The sequence below is a fragment of the Pseudomonas sp. B21-047 genome (genome assembly GCF_024748775.1).
GTDB lineage: Bacteria > Pseudomonadota > Gammaproteobacteria > Pseudomonadales > Pseudomonadaceae > Aquipseudomonas > Aquipseudomonas capeferrum.
Window position 1 is genome coordinate 398,175 of record NZ_CP087169.1, and the last position, 15,755, is coordinate 413,929.

Annotated in this window: 14 protein-coding genes; 9 read left to right on the forward strand and 5 right to left on the reverse strand. The window is 63.5% G+C overall.

The genetic code is table 11. The features are described from left to right. Window positions 1-40: 40 nt before the first annotated feature. On the reverse strand, window positions 41-2,218 hold the full coding sequence (locus tag LOY26_RS01735) for a malate synthase G (RefSeq protein WP_186658583.1): 2,178 nt from the start codon (window positions 2,216-2,218) through the stop codon (window positions 41-43). A gap of 453 nt (window positions 2,219-2,671) precedes the next feature. On the opposite strand from LOY26_RS01735, the gene LOY26_RS01740 reads away from it, so the two are divergent. Next, a complete protein-coding gene (locus tag LOY26_RS01740; RefSeq protein ID WP_033703100.1) occupies window positions 2,672-3,190 on the forward strand; it encodes a glycine cleavage system protein R in 519 nt (172 codons plus the stop codon). A 247-nt stretch (window positions 3,191-3,437) separates the two neighbouring features. Here LOY26_RS01740 and rarD read toward each other — a convergent pair whose 3' ends face one another. The 4 genes from rarD to LOY26_RS01760 all read right to left on the reverse strand — a co-directional run bounded on the left by rarD (window position 3,438) and on the right by LOY26_RS01760 (window position 7,169). After that, a complete protein-coding gene (rarD, locus tag LOY26_RS01745) occupies window positions 3,438-4,325 on the reverse strand; it encodes an EamA family transporter RarD (protein WP_033703099.1) in 888 nt (295 codons plus the stop codon). A 64-nt stretch (window positions 4,326-4,389) separates the two neighbouring features. Beyond that, entirely contained in the window at window positions 4,390-5,364 is a 975-nt protein-coding gene (locus LOY26_RS01750; RefSeq protein WP_033703098.1) for a serine/threonine protein kinase, read from the reverse strand. Between the two features lie 69 nt (window positions 5,365-5,433). Beyond that, window positions 5,434-6,198 (reverse strand): TOBE domain-containing protein, encoded by a 765-nt coding sequence (locus LOY26_RS01755; RefSeq protein ID WP_033703097.1) that lies wholly within the window; start codon window positions 6,196-6,198, stop codon window positions 5,434-5,436. A 239-nt stretch (window positions 6,199-6,437) separates the two neighbouring features. Next, a complete protein-coding gene (locus LOY26_RS01760; protein ID WP_186664769.1) occupies window positions 6,438-7,169 on the reverse strand; it encodes a ComF family protein in 732 nt (243 codons plus the stop codon). An 89-nt stretch (window positions 7,170-7,258) separates the two neighbouring features. On the opposite strand from LOY26_RS01760, the gene bioB reads away from it, so the two are divergent. The 8 genes from bioB to LOY26_RS01800 all read left to right on the forward strand — a co-directional run bounded on the left by bioB (window position 7,259) and on the right by LOY26_RS01800 (window position 15,722). Further along, on the forward strand, window positions 7,259-8,317 hold the full coding sequence (gene bioB, locus LOY26_RS01765) for a biotin synthase BioB (protein WP_033703095.1): 1,059 nt from the start codon (window positions 7,259-7,261) through the stop codon (window positions 8,315-8,317). Window position 8,318: 1 nt separating this feature from the next. Then, on the forward strand, window positions 8,319-9,512 hold the full coding sequence (bioF, locus tag LOY26_RS01770; protein WP_186658623.1) for an 8-amino-7-oxononanoate synthase: 1,194 nt from the start codon (window positions 8,319-8,321) through the stop codon (window positions 9,510-9,512). Further along, the gene (locus LOY26_RS01775; protein WP_186658628.1) at window positions 9,497-10,228 is read left to right on the forward strand and encodes an alpha/beta fold hydrolase; all 732 of its coding nucleotides are present in this window, start codon (window positions 9,497-9,499) and stop codon (window positions 10,226-10,228) included. The genes bioF and LOY26_RS01775 overlap by 16 nt, the downstream gene beginning before the upstream one ends. Further along, window positions 10,221-11,039: a malonyl-ACP O-methyltransferase BioC gene (bioC, locus tag LOY26_RS01780; protein ID WP_186658631.1), complete on the forward strand. Its 819-nt coding sequence runs from the start codon at window positions 10,221-10,223 to the stop codon at window positions 11,037-11,039. The genes LOY26_RS01775 and bioC overlap by 8 nt, the downstream gene beginning before the upstream one ends. Window positions 11,040-11,049: 10 nt before the next feature. Continuing rightward, a complete protein-coding gene (gene bioD, locus LOY26_RS01785) occupies window positions 11,050-11,730 on the forward strand; it encodes a dethiobiotin synthase (protein ID WP_033703090.1) in 681 nt (226 codons plus the stop codon). A 112-nt stretch (window positions 11,731-11,842) separates the two neighbouring features. Beyond that, window positions 11,843-12,157, forward strand: a complete 315-nt coding sequence (locus LOY26_RS01790; RefSeq protein ID WP_033703088.1) for a hypothetical protein — start codon at window positions 11,843-11,845, stop codon at window positions 12,155-12,157. A 317-nt stretch (window positions 12,158-12,474) separates the two neighbouring features. Further along, entirely contained in the window at window positions 12,475-14,280 is a 1,806-nt protein-coding gene (locus LOY26_RS01795) for a phenylacyl-CoA dehydrogenase (RefSeq protein WP_033703087.1), read from the forward strand. 158 nt (window positions 14,281-14,438) lie between these two features. After that, on the forward strand, window positions 14,439-15,722 hold the full coding sequence (locus LOY26_RS01800) for a diguanylate cyclase (protein ID WP_033703085.1): 1,284 nt from the start codon (window positions 14,439-14,441) through the stop codon (window positions 15,720-15,722). Window positions 15,723-15,755: the final 33 nt, after the last annotated feature.

Here is a 15,755-nt window from a genome sequence, read left to right on the forward strand (position 1 = left end):
GTAGGGGGGTCGCAAAGCGGCCCCCGTACGCAGATGTGACTTACAACCCGTTACGCGCCTTGAACTCGCGACGGCGACGGTGCAGTACCGGCTCGGTATAACCGTTCGGCTGCTTGCCACCTTCGATCACCAGCTCCACGGCCGCCTGGAACGCGACGTTGTCGTCGAAGCTCGGCGCCATCGGTTGGTACAGGGGGTCGCCAGCGTTCTGCTGGTCGACCACCACCGCCATGCGCTTGAGGCTTTCCAGCACCTGCGCCTCGTTGACCACGCCGTGGCGCAGCCAGTTGGCCAGCAGCTGGGCCGAGATGCGCAGGGTGGCGCGGTCTTCCATCAGGCCGACGTTGTTGATGTCCGGCACCTTCGAACAACCCACGCCCTGATCGATCCAGCGAACCACGTAGCCAAGGATGCCCTGGGCGTTGTTGTCCAGCTCGTTGCGGATCTCCTCGGCCGACCAGTGGGTGTCGGCGGCCAGCGGGATGGCCAGGATGTCGTCGACCGAAGCCGGGGTGCGCGTAGCCAGCTCGCGCTGACGCGCCTGCACATCGACCTTGTGGTAGTGCAGGGCATGCAGGGTAGCGGCGGTCGGCGAAGGTACCCAGGCGGTGTTGGCACCGGCCAGCGGGTGGGCGATCTTCTGCTCGAGCATGGCAGCCATCAGGTCGGGCATGGCCCACATACCTTTGCCGATCTGCGCACGGCCTTGCAGGCCGGTGGCCAGGCCGACGTCGACGTTGTTGTTCTCGTAGGCGCCGATCCACTTCTCGTTCTTCATGGCGCCCTTGCGCACGACGGCGCCGGCTTCCATGGAGGTGTGAATTTCGTCACCGGTGCGGTCGAGGAAGCCGGTGTTGATGAACGCCACGCGCTCGGCAGCGGCCTTGATGCAGGACTTGAGGTTGACCGTGGTACGGCGCTCCTCGTCCATGATGCCGACCTTGACGGTGTTGCGCGGCATGCCCAGCAGGTCTTCGACCTGGCTGAAGATTTCAGCGGCGAAGGCCACTTCTTCAGGGCCGTGCATCTTCGGCTTGACGATGTAGACGCTGCCGGTACGGGTGTTCTTGCGGCTGGTGTTGCCGTTGAGGTTGTGCAGGGCGATCAGGTTGGTGAACAGACCGTCCTGGATACCTTCGGGGATTTCATTGCCTTGGGCATCGAGGATCGCCGGGTTGGTCATCAGGTGGCCAACGTTGCGCACGAACAGCAGCGAACGGCCGTGCAGGGTGACGGTGCCACCGTTTGGCGCGGCGTATTCGCGGTCTGGGTTCATGGTGCGGGTGAAGGTCTTGCCACCCTTGTTCACGCTTTCGGCCAGGTCGCCTTTCATCAGGCCCAGCCAGTTGCGGTAGACGATGACTTTGTCATCGGCGTCCACGGCCGCGACCGAGTCTTCGCAGTCCATGATGGTGGTCAGTGCCGATTCCATCAGGATGTCTTTGACGCCGGCGGCATCGGTGCTGCCAACCGGGGTGCTGGCATCGACCTGGATTTCGAAGTGCAGGCCGTTGTGCTTGAGCAGCACGGAGGTCGGCGCGGCGGCATCGCCGACGTAGCCGATCAGTTGGGCATCGTCACGCAGGCCGCTGTTGCTGCCGCCCTTGAGGGCGACGACCAGCTTGCCGGCTTTGATGCTGTAGGCCGTGGAATCGACATGCGAGCCTGCAGCCAGTGGCGCGGCTTCGTCGAGGAAGGCGCGGGCAAAGGCAATAACCTTGTCGCCCCGGGCTTTGTTGTAGCCCTGGCCTTTCTCGGCGCCGCCTTCATCGCTGATGGCATCGGTGCCATACAGGGCGTCGTACAGCGAACCCCAACGGGCGTTGGCGGCGTTCAGGGCGAAGCGGGCGTTCATCACCGGCACTACCAGCTGTGGGCCGGCCATGCGGGCGATTTCTTCGTCCACGTTCTGCGTGGTGGCCTGGAAATCGTCGGCTTGTGGCAGCAGATAGCCGATTTCCTGGAGGAAGCTTTTGTAGGCTACGGCGTCATGGGCCTGGCCTTTGCGTGCCTGGTGCCAGGCGTCGATCTTGGCTTGCAGCTCGTCGCGCTTGGCGAGCAGGGCTTTGTTCTTTGGAGCGAGGTCATTGATGATCTTCTCTGCACCTGCCCAGAACTGCTCGGCGACGATGCCGGTCCCGGGGATGGCTTCGTTGTTCACGAAGTCGTACAGGACCTTGGCGACCTGAAGGCCACCGACTTGAACGTATCCAGTCATTGCTTGCCTCACTCTGCTCAGCTATTTCGCTCTTCTGTATTAAGCCTGTAGCGCTTCTCTAAACACGGCACCAGTGCGTGCCCAGGTCGGATGAACCCGAGGGCGGCTGGGTGCGGCCTGCCAGACGGGCTGGCGGGCAGTGTGCGTATTTTCACAGGCGCCTTGGCAGACATCCAAACGACGTTTTGTAGTCCGCGCCACGGGATACTACATGAAGCAGTAGGCGGGGCAAAATCAGACTAAAAGCGTCGTTGTGCGACCCGTTGGTCGCGTATGGTCACGCTGGGAATTGGTATGTTCGCAAAAAACAGGTGGATTGTTCCAGATAAATCTTGAAACAGTACACGATTAGTCATGTCGATTGCCCTGCGGCAGGTTGCCGCGCCTTGCCTATACTCAATCGATCCCCCGGTTTATCGCCGCCCAGCGCGGTTCGACACAGAGGAAGGGCTTGTGGATCATCTTGTACTCACTGTGATTGCCCCTGACAAGGCCGGCCAGGTCGAACGCATTGCCCAATGCATCGCCGACCACAGCGGTAACTGGCTGGAAAGCCGCATGTCGCGCATGGCCGGGCAGTTCGCCGGCATCCTGCGGGTGGCGGTGCCGGCGGAAAATTATGCAGAACTGGTCGCGTCGCTGCAGGCCCTGGCCCGCTACGATATTCGTGTATTGATTGCCGAGAGCGGCATCGAGCCGTCGTGCACCTGGAAGCCTATCGCCATGGAGCTGGTGGGTAATGACCGGCCCGGGATCGTGCGCGATATCACCCGGCTGCTGGCCGAGCTTGGGGTGAACCTGGAGCGCTTTACCACTGAAGTGCGGCCTGCACCGATGAGCAGTGAGCCGTTGTTTCATGCCAATGCATTGTTGGCGCTGCCGTTGACCTTGTCGCTGGACGAACTGCAGCAGCGGTTGGAGAGCCTGGCGGATGATTTGATGGTGGAGTTGGAGCTGCGGGCGGAAGAGTGATCCGCGATGGCTGGGGCCGCTTTGCGGCCTCAGGGTTATCCCCCGTTTTACAGGTACGGCCCTGTGGATAACCTGGGGGCGCACCTCTCCAGCCCGCGCGCATCAAGGCCTGCAAAGGTTTGATCAAAAAACGCCCAGAATGCAGCAGCTTGTGCACAAAGCACGGGGACGAGGGTGTGGATAACCTCTGGAGATGTCTCTGCAGGCCACGACCCACGTGCCCTGCAGAGTTTTGATCGTTTTTTGATCAGGCGCGCTTGCGCAAATTCAGCCAGGCATCGACGCTGTATATCGCCAAACCTGCCCAGATGAACACGAACGCCACCAGGGTGCTCGACGACAAATGCTCGTCAAACAGCAGCACCGCCTGCAGCAGCACCAGGGTCGGGGCGAGGTACTGCAGGAAGCCCAGCGTGGTATACGGCAGATGGCGTGCGGCAGCGTTGAAGCACACCAGCGGCACCAGCGTTACCGGCCCTGCCGCCATCAACCACAACGCTTCGCTGCTGGTGTAGAACGCGCCCTGCGCGCTCATCGCGGCGGGGTGCAGCAACAGCCAGCCAAGGGCCAGGGGCACCAGCATCCAGGTTTCCACCACCAGGCCCGGCAACGCTGCCACGGGCGCCTGTTTGCGGATCAGCCCATAGAAGCCGAAGGTCAGCGCCAGTACCAGCGAGACCCAGGGCAGGCTGCCGACCTGCCATACCTGCTGGGCCACGCCCACCGCCGCCATGGCCACTGCCAGCCATTGCAGGCGGCGCAGGCGCTCGCCCAGGATGAGCATGCCCAGCAGCACGTTGATCAGCGGGTTTATGTAGTAGCCAAGGCTGGCTTCGAGCATGCGGCCATTGTTCACCGACCATACGTAGGTCAGCCAGTTGCCAGCGATCAGCGCGCCGCTCAGCGCCAGGATGGCCAGCCGGCGCGGGTTGTCGCGCAGTTCGCGCCACCAGCCGGGGTGCTTCCATACCAGCAACAGCAGCGAGCCAAACAAGGCCGACCAGAGCACCCGGTGGACGATGATCTCCACCGCCGGCACGCTCTGGATCGCTTTGAAGTAGAGAGGGAACAGGCCCCAGATGATGTAGGCACTGAGGCCTAGGATGTACCCGCGTTGCGGGTTTGCGGCGTGCATGCAGAATCCTTGCTTAGGTAGCTAAATAAAGCGACGCCTATTGTAGACAGAGGTCAGCGCACTTCTAGAACAATTTCAGCGGTTGTTCATCGAGGGCTGCCATCTGCTCGCGCAGCGCGAGAATCTGGTCGCCCCAGTAGCGCGGCTGGCCGAACCACGGGAAGCTTCGCGGGAATGCCGGGTCGTCCCAGCGCCGCGCCAGCCACGCGCTGTGGTGCAGTTGGCGCAAGGCGCGCAGCGGCTCGATCAGGGGCAGCTCGCGTGGGTCGAAGTCGTGGAACTCGTTGTAGCCGTCGATCAGCTCTGCCAGTTGGCCGAGGCGTTCTTCGCGGCTGCCGGCGAGCATCATCCACAGGTCCTGCACCGCCGGGCCCATGCGGCAGTCGTCGAGGTCGACCACGTGATACACCTCGTCGCGATGCATCAGGTTGCCCGGGTGCAAGTCGCCGTGCAGGCGCATCACCTTGTGTGGGGTGCGCGCGTAGATATCCTCGACCCGTTTCAGCAGGTCGCGGGCCACGGACTCGAAGGCGGGCAGCAATTCGCGCGGGACGAAGTTGCCTTCCAGCAGGGTTTGCAGGGAGGCGTGGCCGAAGTTGTCCACAGCCAACGCTTCGCGATGCTCGAACGGCCGTGTCGCGGCAACGGCGTGCAGGCGGCCGAGCAACTGGCCGAGGCGATAGAGCTGGTCGAGGTTGCCGGGTTCTGGTGCATGGCCGCCACGGCGGGGGAACAGTGTGAAGCGAAAACCCTGGTGCTCGAACAGTGTGCGGCCGTCGTGCTGCAGAGGCGCGACCACGGGCACTTCACAATCAGCAAGCTCGGCAGTGAAGCGGTGTTCTTCAAGAATCGCCGCATCGCTCCAGCGGCCAGGTCGGTAGAACTTGGCGATCAGCGGTTGTGAGTCTTCGATGCCTACCTGGTAGACGCGGTTTTCGTAGCTGTTCAGCGCCAGGATCCGGGCATCGCTGAGGAAGCCGATGCTTTCTACGGCGTCCAGGACCAAGTCGGGGGTGAGGGTGACGAAGGGGTGTGACATGGTGGCTCCGGGGATAGGCGGCGTGCAGCCATGGTAACGCATTCCACCTTGCCAAACGGTGCGGCCAAGCTACACCGGCACCCCCAGCAGCACATAAGAAGGATGGAACTGTGCCCGTACCTGGCTGCCCGTTTGAATCCGATTGCGCGTCAACCACGCCTTTTCGGCGAACGCGCACAATGTCTGCCCATTGCCCAGCGCCAGCCGTACTTCGCTGGGCCCGTCAGCGTCCGCCAGCACGTGTTCCACCGTTGCCTTGAGGCAGTTGCTGCCCGCGTCGGCGTCATCGCCATCCCCCAGCAGTTGCACCCACCCGGCCTTGAGCAACGCCACCACCATTGTCCCCAGGGTCAACTCCAGGCGCGCGGTGCTGTCGTGGGTAATCAGCGCCTCGATCTCCAGGCCACCGCCCAGCGCCAGGCTTACGCAGTCATGCCGGCCTTCACGGCGTAGGCCGCTGACCTTGCCCTGCAGCTGATTGCGCGCACTGGTGCGCAGCATCAGGCGCCCGAGCAGGTCGAGGTCGCTGGACTCTTCGGCCGCTTCCAGGATTTGTGCCTGCAGGGCCTGCAGGCGTTGATAAAGACGCAGCACGCGTTCGCCTTCGACCGACAGGCGTGCGCCGCCGCCGCCACGCCCGCCGGTGCTGCGCTCGACCAGGGGCTGGCTGGCCAGGTTGTTGAGCTCGTCGATGGCGTCCCAGGCGGCTTTGTAGCTGACGCCTGCGGCCTTGGCGGCGCGTGTGATCGAGCCTTGTTCGGCGATGTGCTGGAGCAGGGCGATGCGTTGCGGGCGGCGGGCGATGTGCTGGGTGAGCAGGGCGGGTAGGGACATGGGCAGGATAATCAGTGGTTGATGCAAGGTCGTTGCTTTATAGCATGGCCCTGATTGGTTGCATGGCCCTGATTGGTGTAGGAGCGGCCTTGCGTCGCGAAAGGGCTGCGCAGCGGCCCCCATCGATTTTAGCGGCGACGCTGGAATCCGGGATTAGCGGCGACGCTGGAATCCGAGATTAGCAGCGACGCTGGAATCCGGGGGCCGCTGCGCGACCCTTTCGCGACGCAAGGCCGCTCCTACACGGGCTTGGGGGTGCGTGCCAGGCAATACACATCGACCCGGCGTGCCCCGGCCTTGGTTAACACCTGGGCAATCGACTGGGCGGTGGTGCCGGTAGTCAGCACGTCATCGACCACCGCTACATGCCTCCCCGCCAGTGCCTTGTGCCCGGTGACGCAGAACGCCTGGCGCAGGTTGCGGCGCCTGGCCTTGGCATCCAGGTGCTGCTGCGCCTGGGTCTCGCGTGTACGCAGCAGCAGCCTCTCGTCGCAATCGATGCCCAGCTGCGACGCCAACCAGCGCGCCAGCATGCCGGCCTGGTTGAAGCCGCGCTCACGCAGTCGACGCTTGGCCAAGGGCACAGGCAACAGCAGGTCAGGTTGCGCCAGGCCTTCTGCATAGCGGTGTTGCAGGCCCTGGCCGAGCAATTCGGCCATCAACCGCCCCAGCGGCCACTGGCGTTTGTGCTTGAAGCGGCTGATCAGCGTGTCTACCGGGAACCCGTAATGCCACAGCGCGATGACCTGGTCGAACGCCGGCGCCCGGCGGCTGCATTGGCCGCAGGTCAGGTTGGCCATGGGCAAAGGCAGTGCGCAGCGCAGGCAGTAGTCCTGCAACCAAGGCAACGCCTGTTCGCAGGCGACACACAGTGAGTACGCCTGTTCGGCAGGGGCGTCGCAGAGCAGACAGTGTTGGTTAATATTTACACACTTGTAAACCAGTGCTTTCAGGTTGGGTTGACAGTTCATAGGCCTTCCATGACTATGCGAGCTATCCGTGATGCGCTGGCGGGCATTCCTGTCCCGGCGCCAGTTACAGCCTAAACAAGGAAACGCCGATGAGCGCCAGCACAACTGCAACAACACGTCACGACTGGACCCTGGCCGAGGTCAAGGCGCTGTTCCAGCAACCATTCAACGACCTGCTGTTCCAGGCGCAAACCGTGCACCGCGCGCATTTCGACGCAAACCGCGTGCAGGTCTCGACCCTGCTGTCGATCAAGACCGGCGCCTGCCCGGAAGATTGCAAATATTGTCCGCAGTCCGGCCACTACAACACCGGGCTGGAAAAACAGAAGCTGATGGAAGTGCAGAAGGTGCTGGAAGAAGCCGCCCGCGCCAAAGCCATTGGCTCGACCCGCTTCTGCATGGGCGCGGCGTGGAAGCACCCGTCGGCCAAGGACATGCCCTACGTGCTGGAGATGGTCAAAGGGGTCAAGGCCATGGGCCTGGAAACCTGCATGACCCTCGGCAAGCTCGATCAGGACCAGACCCAGGCGCTGGCCCAGGCCGGCCTCGACTATTACAACCACAACCTCGACACCTCGCCCGAGTTCTACGGCAGCATCATCACCACCCGCACCTACAGCGAACGCCTGCAAACCCTGGCCTATGTGCGTGATGCCGGGATGAAGATCTGCTCTGGCGGCATCCTCGGCATGGGCGAGTCGCTGGATGACCGCGCCGGCCTGCTGATCCAGCTGGCCAACCTGCCCGAGCACCCGGAGTCGGTGCCGATCAACATGCTGGTCAAGGTGGCGGGCACGCCGCTGGCCGAAGAAGAAGATGTCGACCCGTTCGACTTCATCCGCATGCTGGCGGTGGCCCGCCTGCTGATGCCCAAGTCGCATGTGCGCCTGTCTGCCGGCCGTGAGCAGATGAACGAGCAGATGCAGGCCCTGGCCTTCATGGCGGGCGCCAACTCGATCTTCTATGGCGAGAAACTGCTGACCACCGCCAACCCGCAGGCTGACAAGGACATGCAGCTGTTCGCCCGCCTGGGTATCAAGCCTGAGGCCCGCGAAGAGCACGCCGATGAAGTGCACCAGGCAGCCATCGAGCAGGCGCTGGTCGAACAGCGCAGCAGCGAGATGTTCTACAACGCAGCAACGGCCTGAGATGGCCTTTGACCTGGCAGCGCGCCTGGCCGAACGGCGCGCTGCAGACCTGTATCGGCAGCGGCCACTGCTGGAGAGCCCGCAGGGGCCTGAAGTGGTGGTCGATGGCCAGCCGCTGTTGGCGTTTTGCAGCAATGATTACCTGGGCCTTGCCAATCACCCGGAGGTGATCGCCGCCTGGCAGGCCGGCGCCGAACGCTGGGGTGTCGGTGGCGGCGCGTCGCACCTGGTGATTGGCCACAGCACGCCGCACCACCAGGTCGAAGAGGCGTTGGCAGAGCTGACCGGGCGGCCGCGCGCGTTGCTGTTCTCCACCGGCTACATGGCCAACCTGGGCGCCATCACTGCGCTGGTCGGGCAGGGCGACACGGTGCTGCAGGACCGCCTCAACCACGCCTCGCTGTTGGATGGCGGGCTGCTCAGTGGTGCCCGTTTCAACCGCTACCTGCACAACGACCCGGCCAGCCTGGCCAGCCGCCTGGACAAGGCCGTGGGCAATACCCTGGTGGTGACCGATGGGGTGTTCAGCATGGATGGCGACCTTGCCGATTTGCCGGCCCTGGCCAAGGCCGCCCGCGCCCGCGGCGCCTGGCTGATGGTTGATGATGCCCATGGCCTGGGGACCTTGGGGGCCCAGGGTGGCGGTATCGTCGAGCACTTTGGTTTGGGTGTGGATGATGTACCCGTGCTGATCGGCACCCTGGGCAAAGCCTGCGGCACGGCCGGCGCTTTTGTTGCCGGTAGCGAAGCGTTGATCGAGGCGCTGGTGCAGTTCGCCCGACCTTACATCTACACCACCAGCCAGCCCCCGGCGCTGGCCTGTGCCACGCTTAAAAGCCTGGAGCTGCTGCGCCGCGAAACCTGGCGCCGCGAGCACCTGGCCGCGTTGATCCGCCAGTTCCGCCAGGGCGCCCAGCAGATCGGCCTTGAGCTGATGGACAGCCCCACACCGATTCAGCCGATCATGATCGGTGACAGCGCCCAGGCCCTGCGCCTGTCACAGATGTTGCGCGAGCGGGGCTTGCTGGTGACGGCGATCCGCCCTCCCACCGTGCCCGCCGGCAGCGCGCGCCTGCGGGTGACGCTGAGCGCCGCGCACAGTGAGGCGCAGGTGCAGCTATTGTTGAATGCATTGGCCGAGTGTTATCCACAACTGGAGCGCACCACTGGAGAGCGCCGATGCGAAATCGACTGATTCTATTGCCCGGCTGGGGCCTGGGCACCGCTGCGCTGGAGCCACTGGCTGCCAGCCTCAGGGCCCAGGATGCACGCCTGCAGGTCGAGCTGATGCCCCTGCCGGAACTGGCCGAGGCCGATGTGCAGGCCTGGGTCGACCACCTCGATCGCAAGCTGCCGACTGATACGTGGCTGGGCGGCTGGTCGCTCGGCGGCATGTTGGCCAGTGAGCTGGCAAGCAGGCGCGGTGATCACTGCTGCGGCCTGCTGACCCTGGGCAGCAACCCCAGCTTCGTGGCGCGGCCGGACTGGCCCCACGGCATGGCCGACGACACCTTCGGCACCTTCCTCGACGGTTGCCGCAGCCACACCCAGGTGACGCTCAAGCGCTTTCGCAGCTTGTGCAGCGACGGTGCCCTGCAACCGCGTACGTTGCTGCGTCAGCTTGGCGTAGGGGTGCCGGACACCGACCCGCTGTACCTTGCCACCGGCTTGCAGGTGCTGGCGCAACTGGATACCCGCGCGGCCCTGCAACACTTCGCCGGGCCGCAACTGCACCTGTTCGCCGGTAGCGATGCGCTGGTACCGGCGGAGGCCGCCAAGGCCCTGAGCGAACTGTTGCCGGACGTGGAAGTCGGCCTGGTCGAAGAGAGTTCCCATGCCTTCCTGCTGGAGTACCCACAGGAGCTGGCGGCGGGCATCAAGAGTTTCCTGCATGAGAGTGGCGATGACTGACCTTTCCCGTCCGACCCTGCCCGGCGCGCTGCCGGACAAGCGCCAGGTGGCGGCCTCGTTTTCCCGCGCGGCGGCCAGCTACGACAGCGTCGCGGCCTTGCAGCGCGACGTTGGCATGAGCCTGCTGGGCCAGTTGCCGGCGGGGCTGGCACCGTCGCGCTGGCTTGACCTGGGCAGCGGCACCGGGCACTTCAGCCGGGTGCTGGCCGAGCGCTTCGCGCAGGCCAGTGGCGTGGCGGTGGATATCGCCGAAGGCATGCTGCGCCATGCCCGGCATGAGCAGGGCGGCGCCCAGTACCACGTGGTCGGCGATGCCGAGCGCCTGCCGCTGCGTGAGGCCAGCGTCGACCTGGTGTTCTCCAGCCTTGCAGTGCAGTGGTGCGGGCAGTTCGCCAGTGTGCTGGATGAGGCGCGGCGGGTGCTGCGCCCAGGCGGTGTACTGGCGTTCAGCAGCCTGTGCGTCGGTACCCTGGACGAGCTGCGCGCCAGTTGGCAGGCGGTGGATGGCCTGGTGCACGTCAACCGCTTCCGCCGCTTCGACGATTACCAGCGCCTGTGCGCAGGCAGTGGCTTGCAGCACGTGACGCTGCAGCAGCGTGCGCATGTGCTGCACTACCCGGATGTACGCAGCCTGACCCACGAACTGAAGGCCCTTGGCGCCCACAACATCAACCCGGGCCGCCCCTCGGGCCTGACCGGCCGCGCGCGCATGCAAAGCTTGTTGCAGGCATATGAGGCATTTCGCCAGCCCCAGGGGCTGCCAGCCACTTATCAAGTGGTCTATGGTGTGTTGCGCAAGCCACAGGGGTAAGGGGAGTCAGATGAGCCAGGCCTATTTCATTGCCGGTACCGATACCGACGTCGGCAAGACCACCATTGCCGCCGGCCTGCTGCATGCGGCGCGGTTGCAAGGCATGAGCACCTTGGGGGCCAAGCCGGTGGCGTCCGGTTGCACGGTAACCCCAAAGGGCTTGCGCAACAGCGATGCGCAAGCGCTGATCGATGAAAGCTCGATCAAGTTGCCGTACGAACAGGTCAACCCGTTTGCCTTCGAGCCTGCGATCGCACCCCATGTCGCGGCCCGTGAGGCTGGCGTCACGCTGGGCGTGCCCGAGCTGCTGGCGGCGATGCGCAACGTGCTGCAGCAAAACGCCGACTTCACCTTGATTGAAGGCGCCGGTGGCTGGCGCGTGCCGTTGTCGGGCCAGGCCAACCTGTCTGACCTGGCCATCGCCCTGAAACTGCCGGTGATTCTGGTGGTGGGGGTACGCCTGGGCTGTATCAGCCATGCCTTGCTCAGCGCCGAAGCGATCGCCCGCGACGGGCTGCAATTGGCGGGCTGGGTGGCGAACATCATCGAACCGCGCACGTCGCGCCTGGAAGAGAACCTGGCCAGCCTCGCCGAGCGGTTGCCCGCGCCTTGCCTGGGGCGGGTGCCCAAGTTGAAGCAGGCGAGTGCCGACATGGTGGCGGAGCATTTACAGCTTGATTTGCTCGATTAACCGCCGCTGTCTATCGACTGGCACTGGGCCATTAACGATTTAAACGGGCCTTTTCTGCCGTCGCCTGCTTTAATTAGGCCTGTTCGTCATCCAGCGTCAATGGAGTCCTGACATGGAAATCACCGGTAGCTCCGCCTACTACGCGGGCCTGAGCGCAATCCAGACCGGCCAGAACCGCGTCGATCAAGCCGCCAGCCAGATTGCCAACACCAGCCAGATTGCCAACAACAGTGCCGAGCGCACTGCCACCAGCCAGTCCAGCGACTTTCAGGCAGAACGCCTGCGCGCGGTCGATCGCAGCCAGCAAATGGACATGGCGACCAGTACCGTGCAACTGGCACTGGGCAAGCATGAAGTCGAGCTTGGCGCAAAAGTCGTCAAGGCTTCCGACGAAATGCTCGGTCGGATCATCGACACCTACGCCTGATTTCTGGCATCCCCTGTAAAACACCTCCTTTCAACACTGTGGGAGCGGGTTTACCCGCGAATGCGTCCGATCAGACACCTTTATCGTCTGGGAGGCCCTGTTCGCGGGTAAACCCGCTCCCGCAGCCTGTGCATTTCAGGCACTGATCGTCGTGCAGTGGCCGAAACGTCATTTTTCGTGACGTAAATGGCACCATCGTCCCTTCTTGACATCCGCGCGTGCTAAACGTAAGTTTCAAACAACTGTTTGATCGAAAGCCGCCAAGAGCTTGTCGGTAGTACCGATCACCCCCGAACTCATCACAGAGGTTCACCGCAATGCCTGACTACAAAGCCCCCTTGCGTGATATCCGTTTCGTTCGCGACGAGCTGCTCGGCTACGAAGCGCATTATCAGAGCCTGCCGGGTTGCGAGGACGCCACGCCCGACATGGTCGACGCGATCCTTGAAGAAGGCGCGAAATTCTGTGAGCAGGTACTCGCCCCGCTGAACCGCGTTGGCGACCAGGAAGGCTGCACCTGGAGCGAGTCGGGCGTGAAGACGCCGACCGGCTTCAAAGCGGCTTACGAGCAGTTTGTCGAGGGTGGCTGGCCGAGCCTGGCGCATGACGTTGCCCACGGCGGCCAAGGCCTGCCGGAATCGCTGGGCCTGGCCCTGAGCGAGATGGTCGGTGAGTCGAACTGGTCGTGGGGCATGTACCCAGGCCTGTCCCATGGCGCCATGAACACCATTTCCGAGCACGGCACGCCTGAGCAGCAAGAGGTCTACCTGACCAAGCTGGTTTCCGGCGAGTGGACCGGCACCATGTGCCTGACCGAGCCGCACTGCGGCACTGACCTGGGCATGCTGCGTACCAAGGCCGAGCCTCAGGCTGACGGTTCGTACAAAGTGTCGGGCACCAAGATCTTCATTTCCGCTGGCGAGCACGACATGGCCGACAACATCGTCCATATCGTGCTGGCCCGCCTGCCCGATGCCCCGGCTGGTACCAAAGGCATCTCGCTGTTCATCGTGCCGAAGTTCATGCCCAACGCCGAAGGCGCTGCCGGCGAGCGTAACGCCGTGAGCTGTGGCTCGATCGAACACAAGATGGGCATCCACGGTAACGCCACCTGCGTGATGAACTTCGACGGCGCAACCGGCTACCTGATCGGCCCGGCCAACAAAGGCCTGAACTGCATGTTCACCTTCATGAACACCGCTCGCCTGGGCACCGCACTGCAAGGCCTGGCCCATGCCGAAGTGGCCTTCCAGGGCGGCCTGAAGTATGCCCGTGAGCGCCTGCAGATGCGCTCGCTGACCGGCCCTAAAGCCCCTGAAAAGGCGGCCGACCCGATCATCGTCCACCCAGACGTGCGCCGCATGCTGCTGACCATGAAAGCCTTCGCTGAAGGCAACCGCGCCATGGTCTACTTCACCGCCAAGCAGGTCGACATCGTCAAGTACAGCCAGGACGAAGAAGAGCGCAAGAAAGCTGACGCGCTGCTGGCTTTCATGACCCCGATCGCCAAGGCCTTCATGACCGAAGTCGGTTTCGAGGCCGCCAACCACGGCGTGCAGATCTACGGCGGCCATGGTTTCATCGCCGAGTGGGGCATGGAACAGAACGTGCGCGACAGCCGTATCTCCATGCTGTACGAAGGCACTACCGGCATCCAGGCCCTCGACCTGCTCGGCCGCAAGGTGCTGATGACCCAAGGTGAAGCGCTGAAGGGCTTTACCAAGATCGTGCACAAGTTCTGCCAGGCGCAAGAAGGCGTCGAGGCGGTCAAAGAGTTCGTCGAGCCGCTGGCGGCCATCAACAAGGAATGGGGCGAGCTGACCATGAAGGTCGGTATGGCCGCCATGAAAGATCGCGAAGAAGTGGGTGCCGCTTCGGTCGATTACCTGATGTATTCCGGTTATGCCTGCCTGGCCTACTTCTGGGCTGACATCGCCCGCCTGGCTGCCGAAAAGCTGGCTGCCGGTACTGAAGAAGTGGCGTTCTACACCGCCAAGCTGCAGACCGCGCGCTTCTACTTCCAGCGCATCCTGCCGCGTACCCGTACCCATGTGGCGGCGATGCTGTCGGGTGCAGGTAACCTGATGGCGATGGAAGAAGAGCACTTCGGTCTGTCTTACTGACCCATAAGCTGTAGAAAAAACCCGCCTGCCTTCACCGGCAGGCGGTTTTTTTCGTTTCGGGGCCAGGGCATTGCCAGCGGGTATTCAACTGTTCACGCGCGCTGCCGATGAAATAAGGGCACAATGCCACTATTGATCTGCCGGGTTGGAGATTACCCTTGTTTCGTCTTGATGCTGTACGCGTAAGCCACTTCCTGCCTTCGCTGTTTCTGTTGCTGGCAGGCCTTGCGGCGGCTTACGTAAGAGACCTCAGTGTCTTTTTCACGTCGCTGTTCAATGTGCTGCCCACCTTGGTCCTGCTATTGGGTGGTGCCTACTGCGCCGTTTATCGCCGCCAGCGCGAGCTGTTTCTGATGGTCACGGTGTACATCGCCTACTATCTGCTCGACACCCAGACCGACTTCTACCGCGACAACGGCCACGTGCGCGCGGATGCCGCGGTGATCTTCCATCTGGTGTGCCTGCTGCTACCAGCCCTGTTCGCGCTGTATGGCGCCTGGCAGGAGCGCACCCACCTGCTGCAGGACCTGGTCGCGCGCTTCGCGGTGCTGTTTGCCGTTGCCAGCGTCGCTGTGGCCCTCGAGCAAAGCTACCCCGATACGCTGCTGACGTGGCTGGCGGAGATCCGCTGGCCGTCCTTGCATGGCCAGTGGATGAGCCTGATCCAGATGGCCTACCCGTTGTTCCTCGCGGTGTTCATCCTGCTGGTGGTGCAGTACCTGCGCGAGCCCAGGCCCTTGCACGCGGCGCAGGTGATTGGCCTGATCGGCGTCTTCTGGATGCTGCCGCAAACGTTCATCCTGCCCTTCACCCTGAACATCATGTGCAGCCAGGTGATGTTGATGATCGCCGCTGCCGTCGCGCACGAGGCTTATCAGATGGCCTTTCGCGATGAGCTTACCGGCCTGCCGGGGCGCCGCGCCTTGAACGAGCGCATGCAACGGCTGGGGCGCAACTATGTGATCGCCATGACCGACGTCGACCACTTCAAGAAATTCAACGATACCCACGGCCACGATGTCGGCGACCAGGTGCTACGGCTGGTGGCCAGCCGGTTGTCCAAGATCACCGGCGGCGGTAGGGCCTATCGCTATGGCGGCGAGGAATTTGCACTGGTCTTCGCGGGCAAGACGGCAGAAGAATGTGTGCCACACGTGCAAGCCGTGCGCGAGATGATTGCCAACTACGCCATGCAACTGCGTGACCCGAACAGCCGCCCGCAGGACGATTCGGCAGGGCGACAGCGCCGCGGTGGCAGCGGCGCCGGTACGGTTTCGGTAACCATCAGCATCGGCGTTGCCGAGCGCCAGGCCGATCACCGCAACCCGGAGGCCGTGCTCAAGTCTGCCGATCAGGCGCTGTATAGCGCCAAAGAGGCGGGGCGCAATTGTGTCATGGTGCATGGGCAACAATCGCAACGTGGAGCGGTGCGAATGGCATGACCAGATTAGACCATACGGTCAACTGATGACCCT

Coding starts and splice junctions, on each gene's coding strand:
- bioC (WP_186658631.1), top strand. CDS start 10,221: ATGACTGACCTTTCCCGTCCGACCCTGCCCGGCGCGCTGCCGGACAAG.
- bioD (WP_033703090.1), top strand. CDS start 11,050: ATGAGCCAGGCCTATTTCATTGCCGGTACCGATACCGACGTCGGCAAG.
- LOY26_RS01795 (WP_033703087.1), top strand. CDS start 12,475: ATGCCTGACTACAAAGCCCCCTTGCGTGATATCCGTTTCGTTCGCGAC.
- LOY26_RS01790 (WP_033703088.1), top strand. CDS start 11,843: ATGGAAATCACCGGTAGCTCCGCCTACTACGCGGGCCTGAGCGCAATC.
- LOY26_RS01760 (WP_186664769.1), bottom strand. CDS start 7,169: ATGAACTGTCAACCCAACCTGAAAGCACTGGTTTACAAGTGTGTAAAT.
- bioF (WP_186658623.1), top strand. CDS start 8,319: ATGGCCTTTGACCTGGCAGCGCGCCTGGCCGAACGGCGCGCTGCAGAC.
- LOY26_RS01750 (WP_033703098.1), bottom strand. CDS start 5,364: ATGTCACACCCCTTCGTCACCCTCACCCCCGACTTGGTCCTGGACGCC.
- LOY26_RS01775 (WP_186658628.1), top strand. CDS start 9,497: ATGCGAAATCGACTGATTCTATTGCCCGGCTGGGGCCTGGGCACCGCT.
- LOY26_RS01735 (WP_186658583.1), bottom strand. CDS start 2,218: ATGACTGGATACGTTCAAGTCGGTGGCCTTCAGGTCGCCAAGGTCCTG.
- LOY26_RS01755 (WP_033703097.1), bottom strand. CDS start 6,198: ATGTCCCTACCCGCCCTGCTCACCCAGCACATCGCCCGCCGCCCGCAA.
- bioB (WP_033703095.1), top strand. CDS start 7,259: ATGAGCGCCAGCACAACTGCAACAACACGTCACGACTGGACCCTGGCC.
- rarD (WP_033703099.1), bottom strand. CDS start 4,325: ATGCACGCCGCAAACCCGCAACGCGGGTACATCCTAGGCCTCAGTGCC.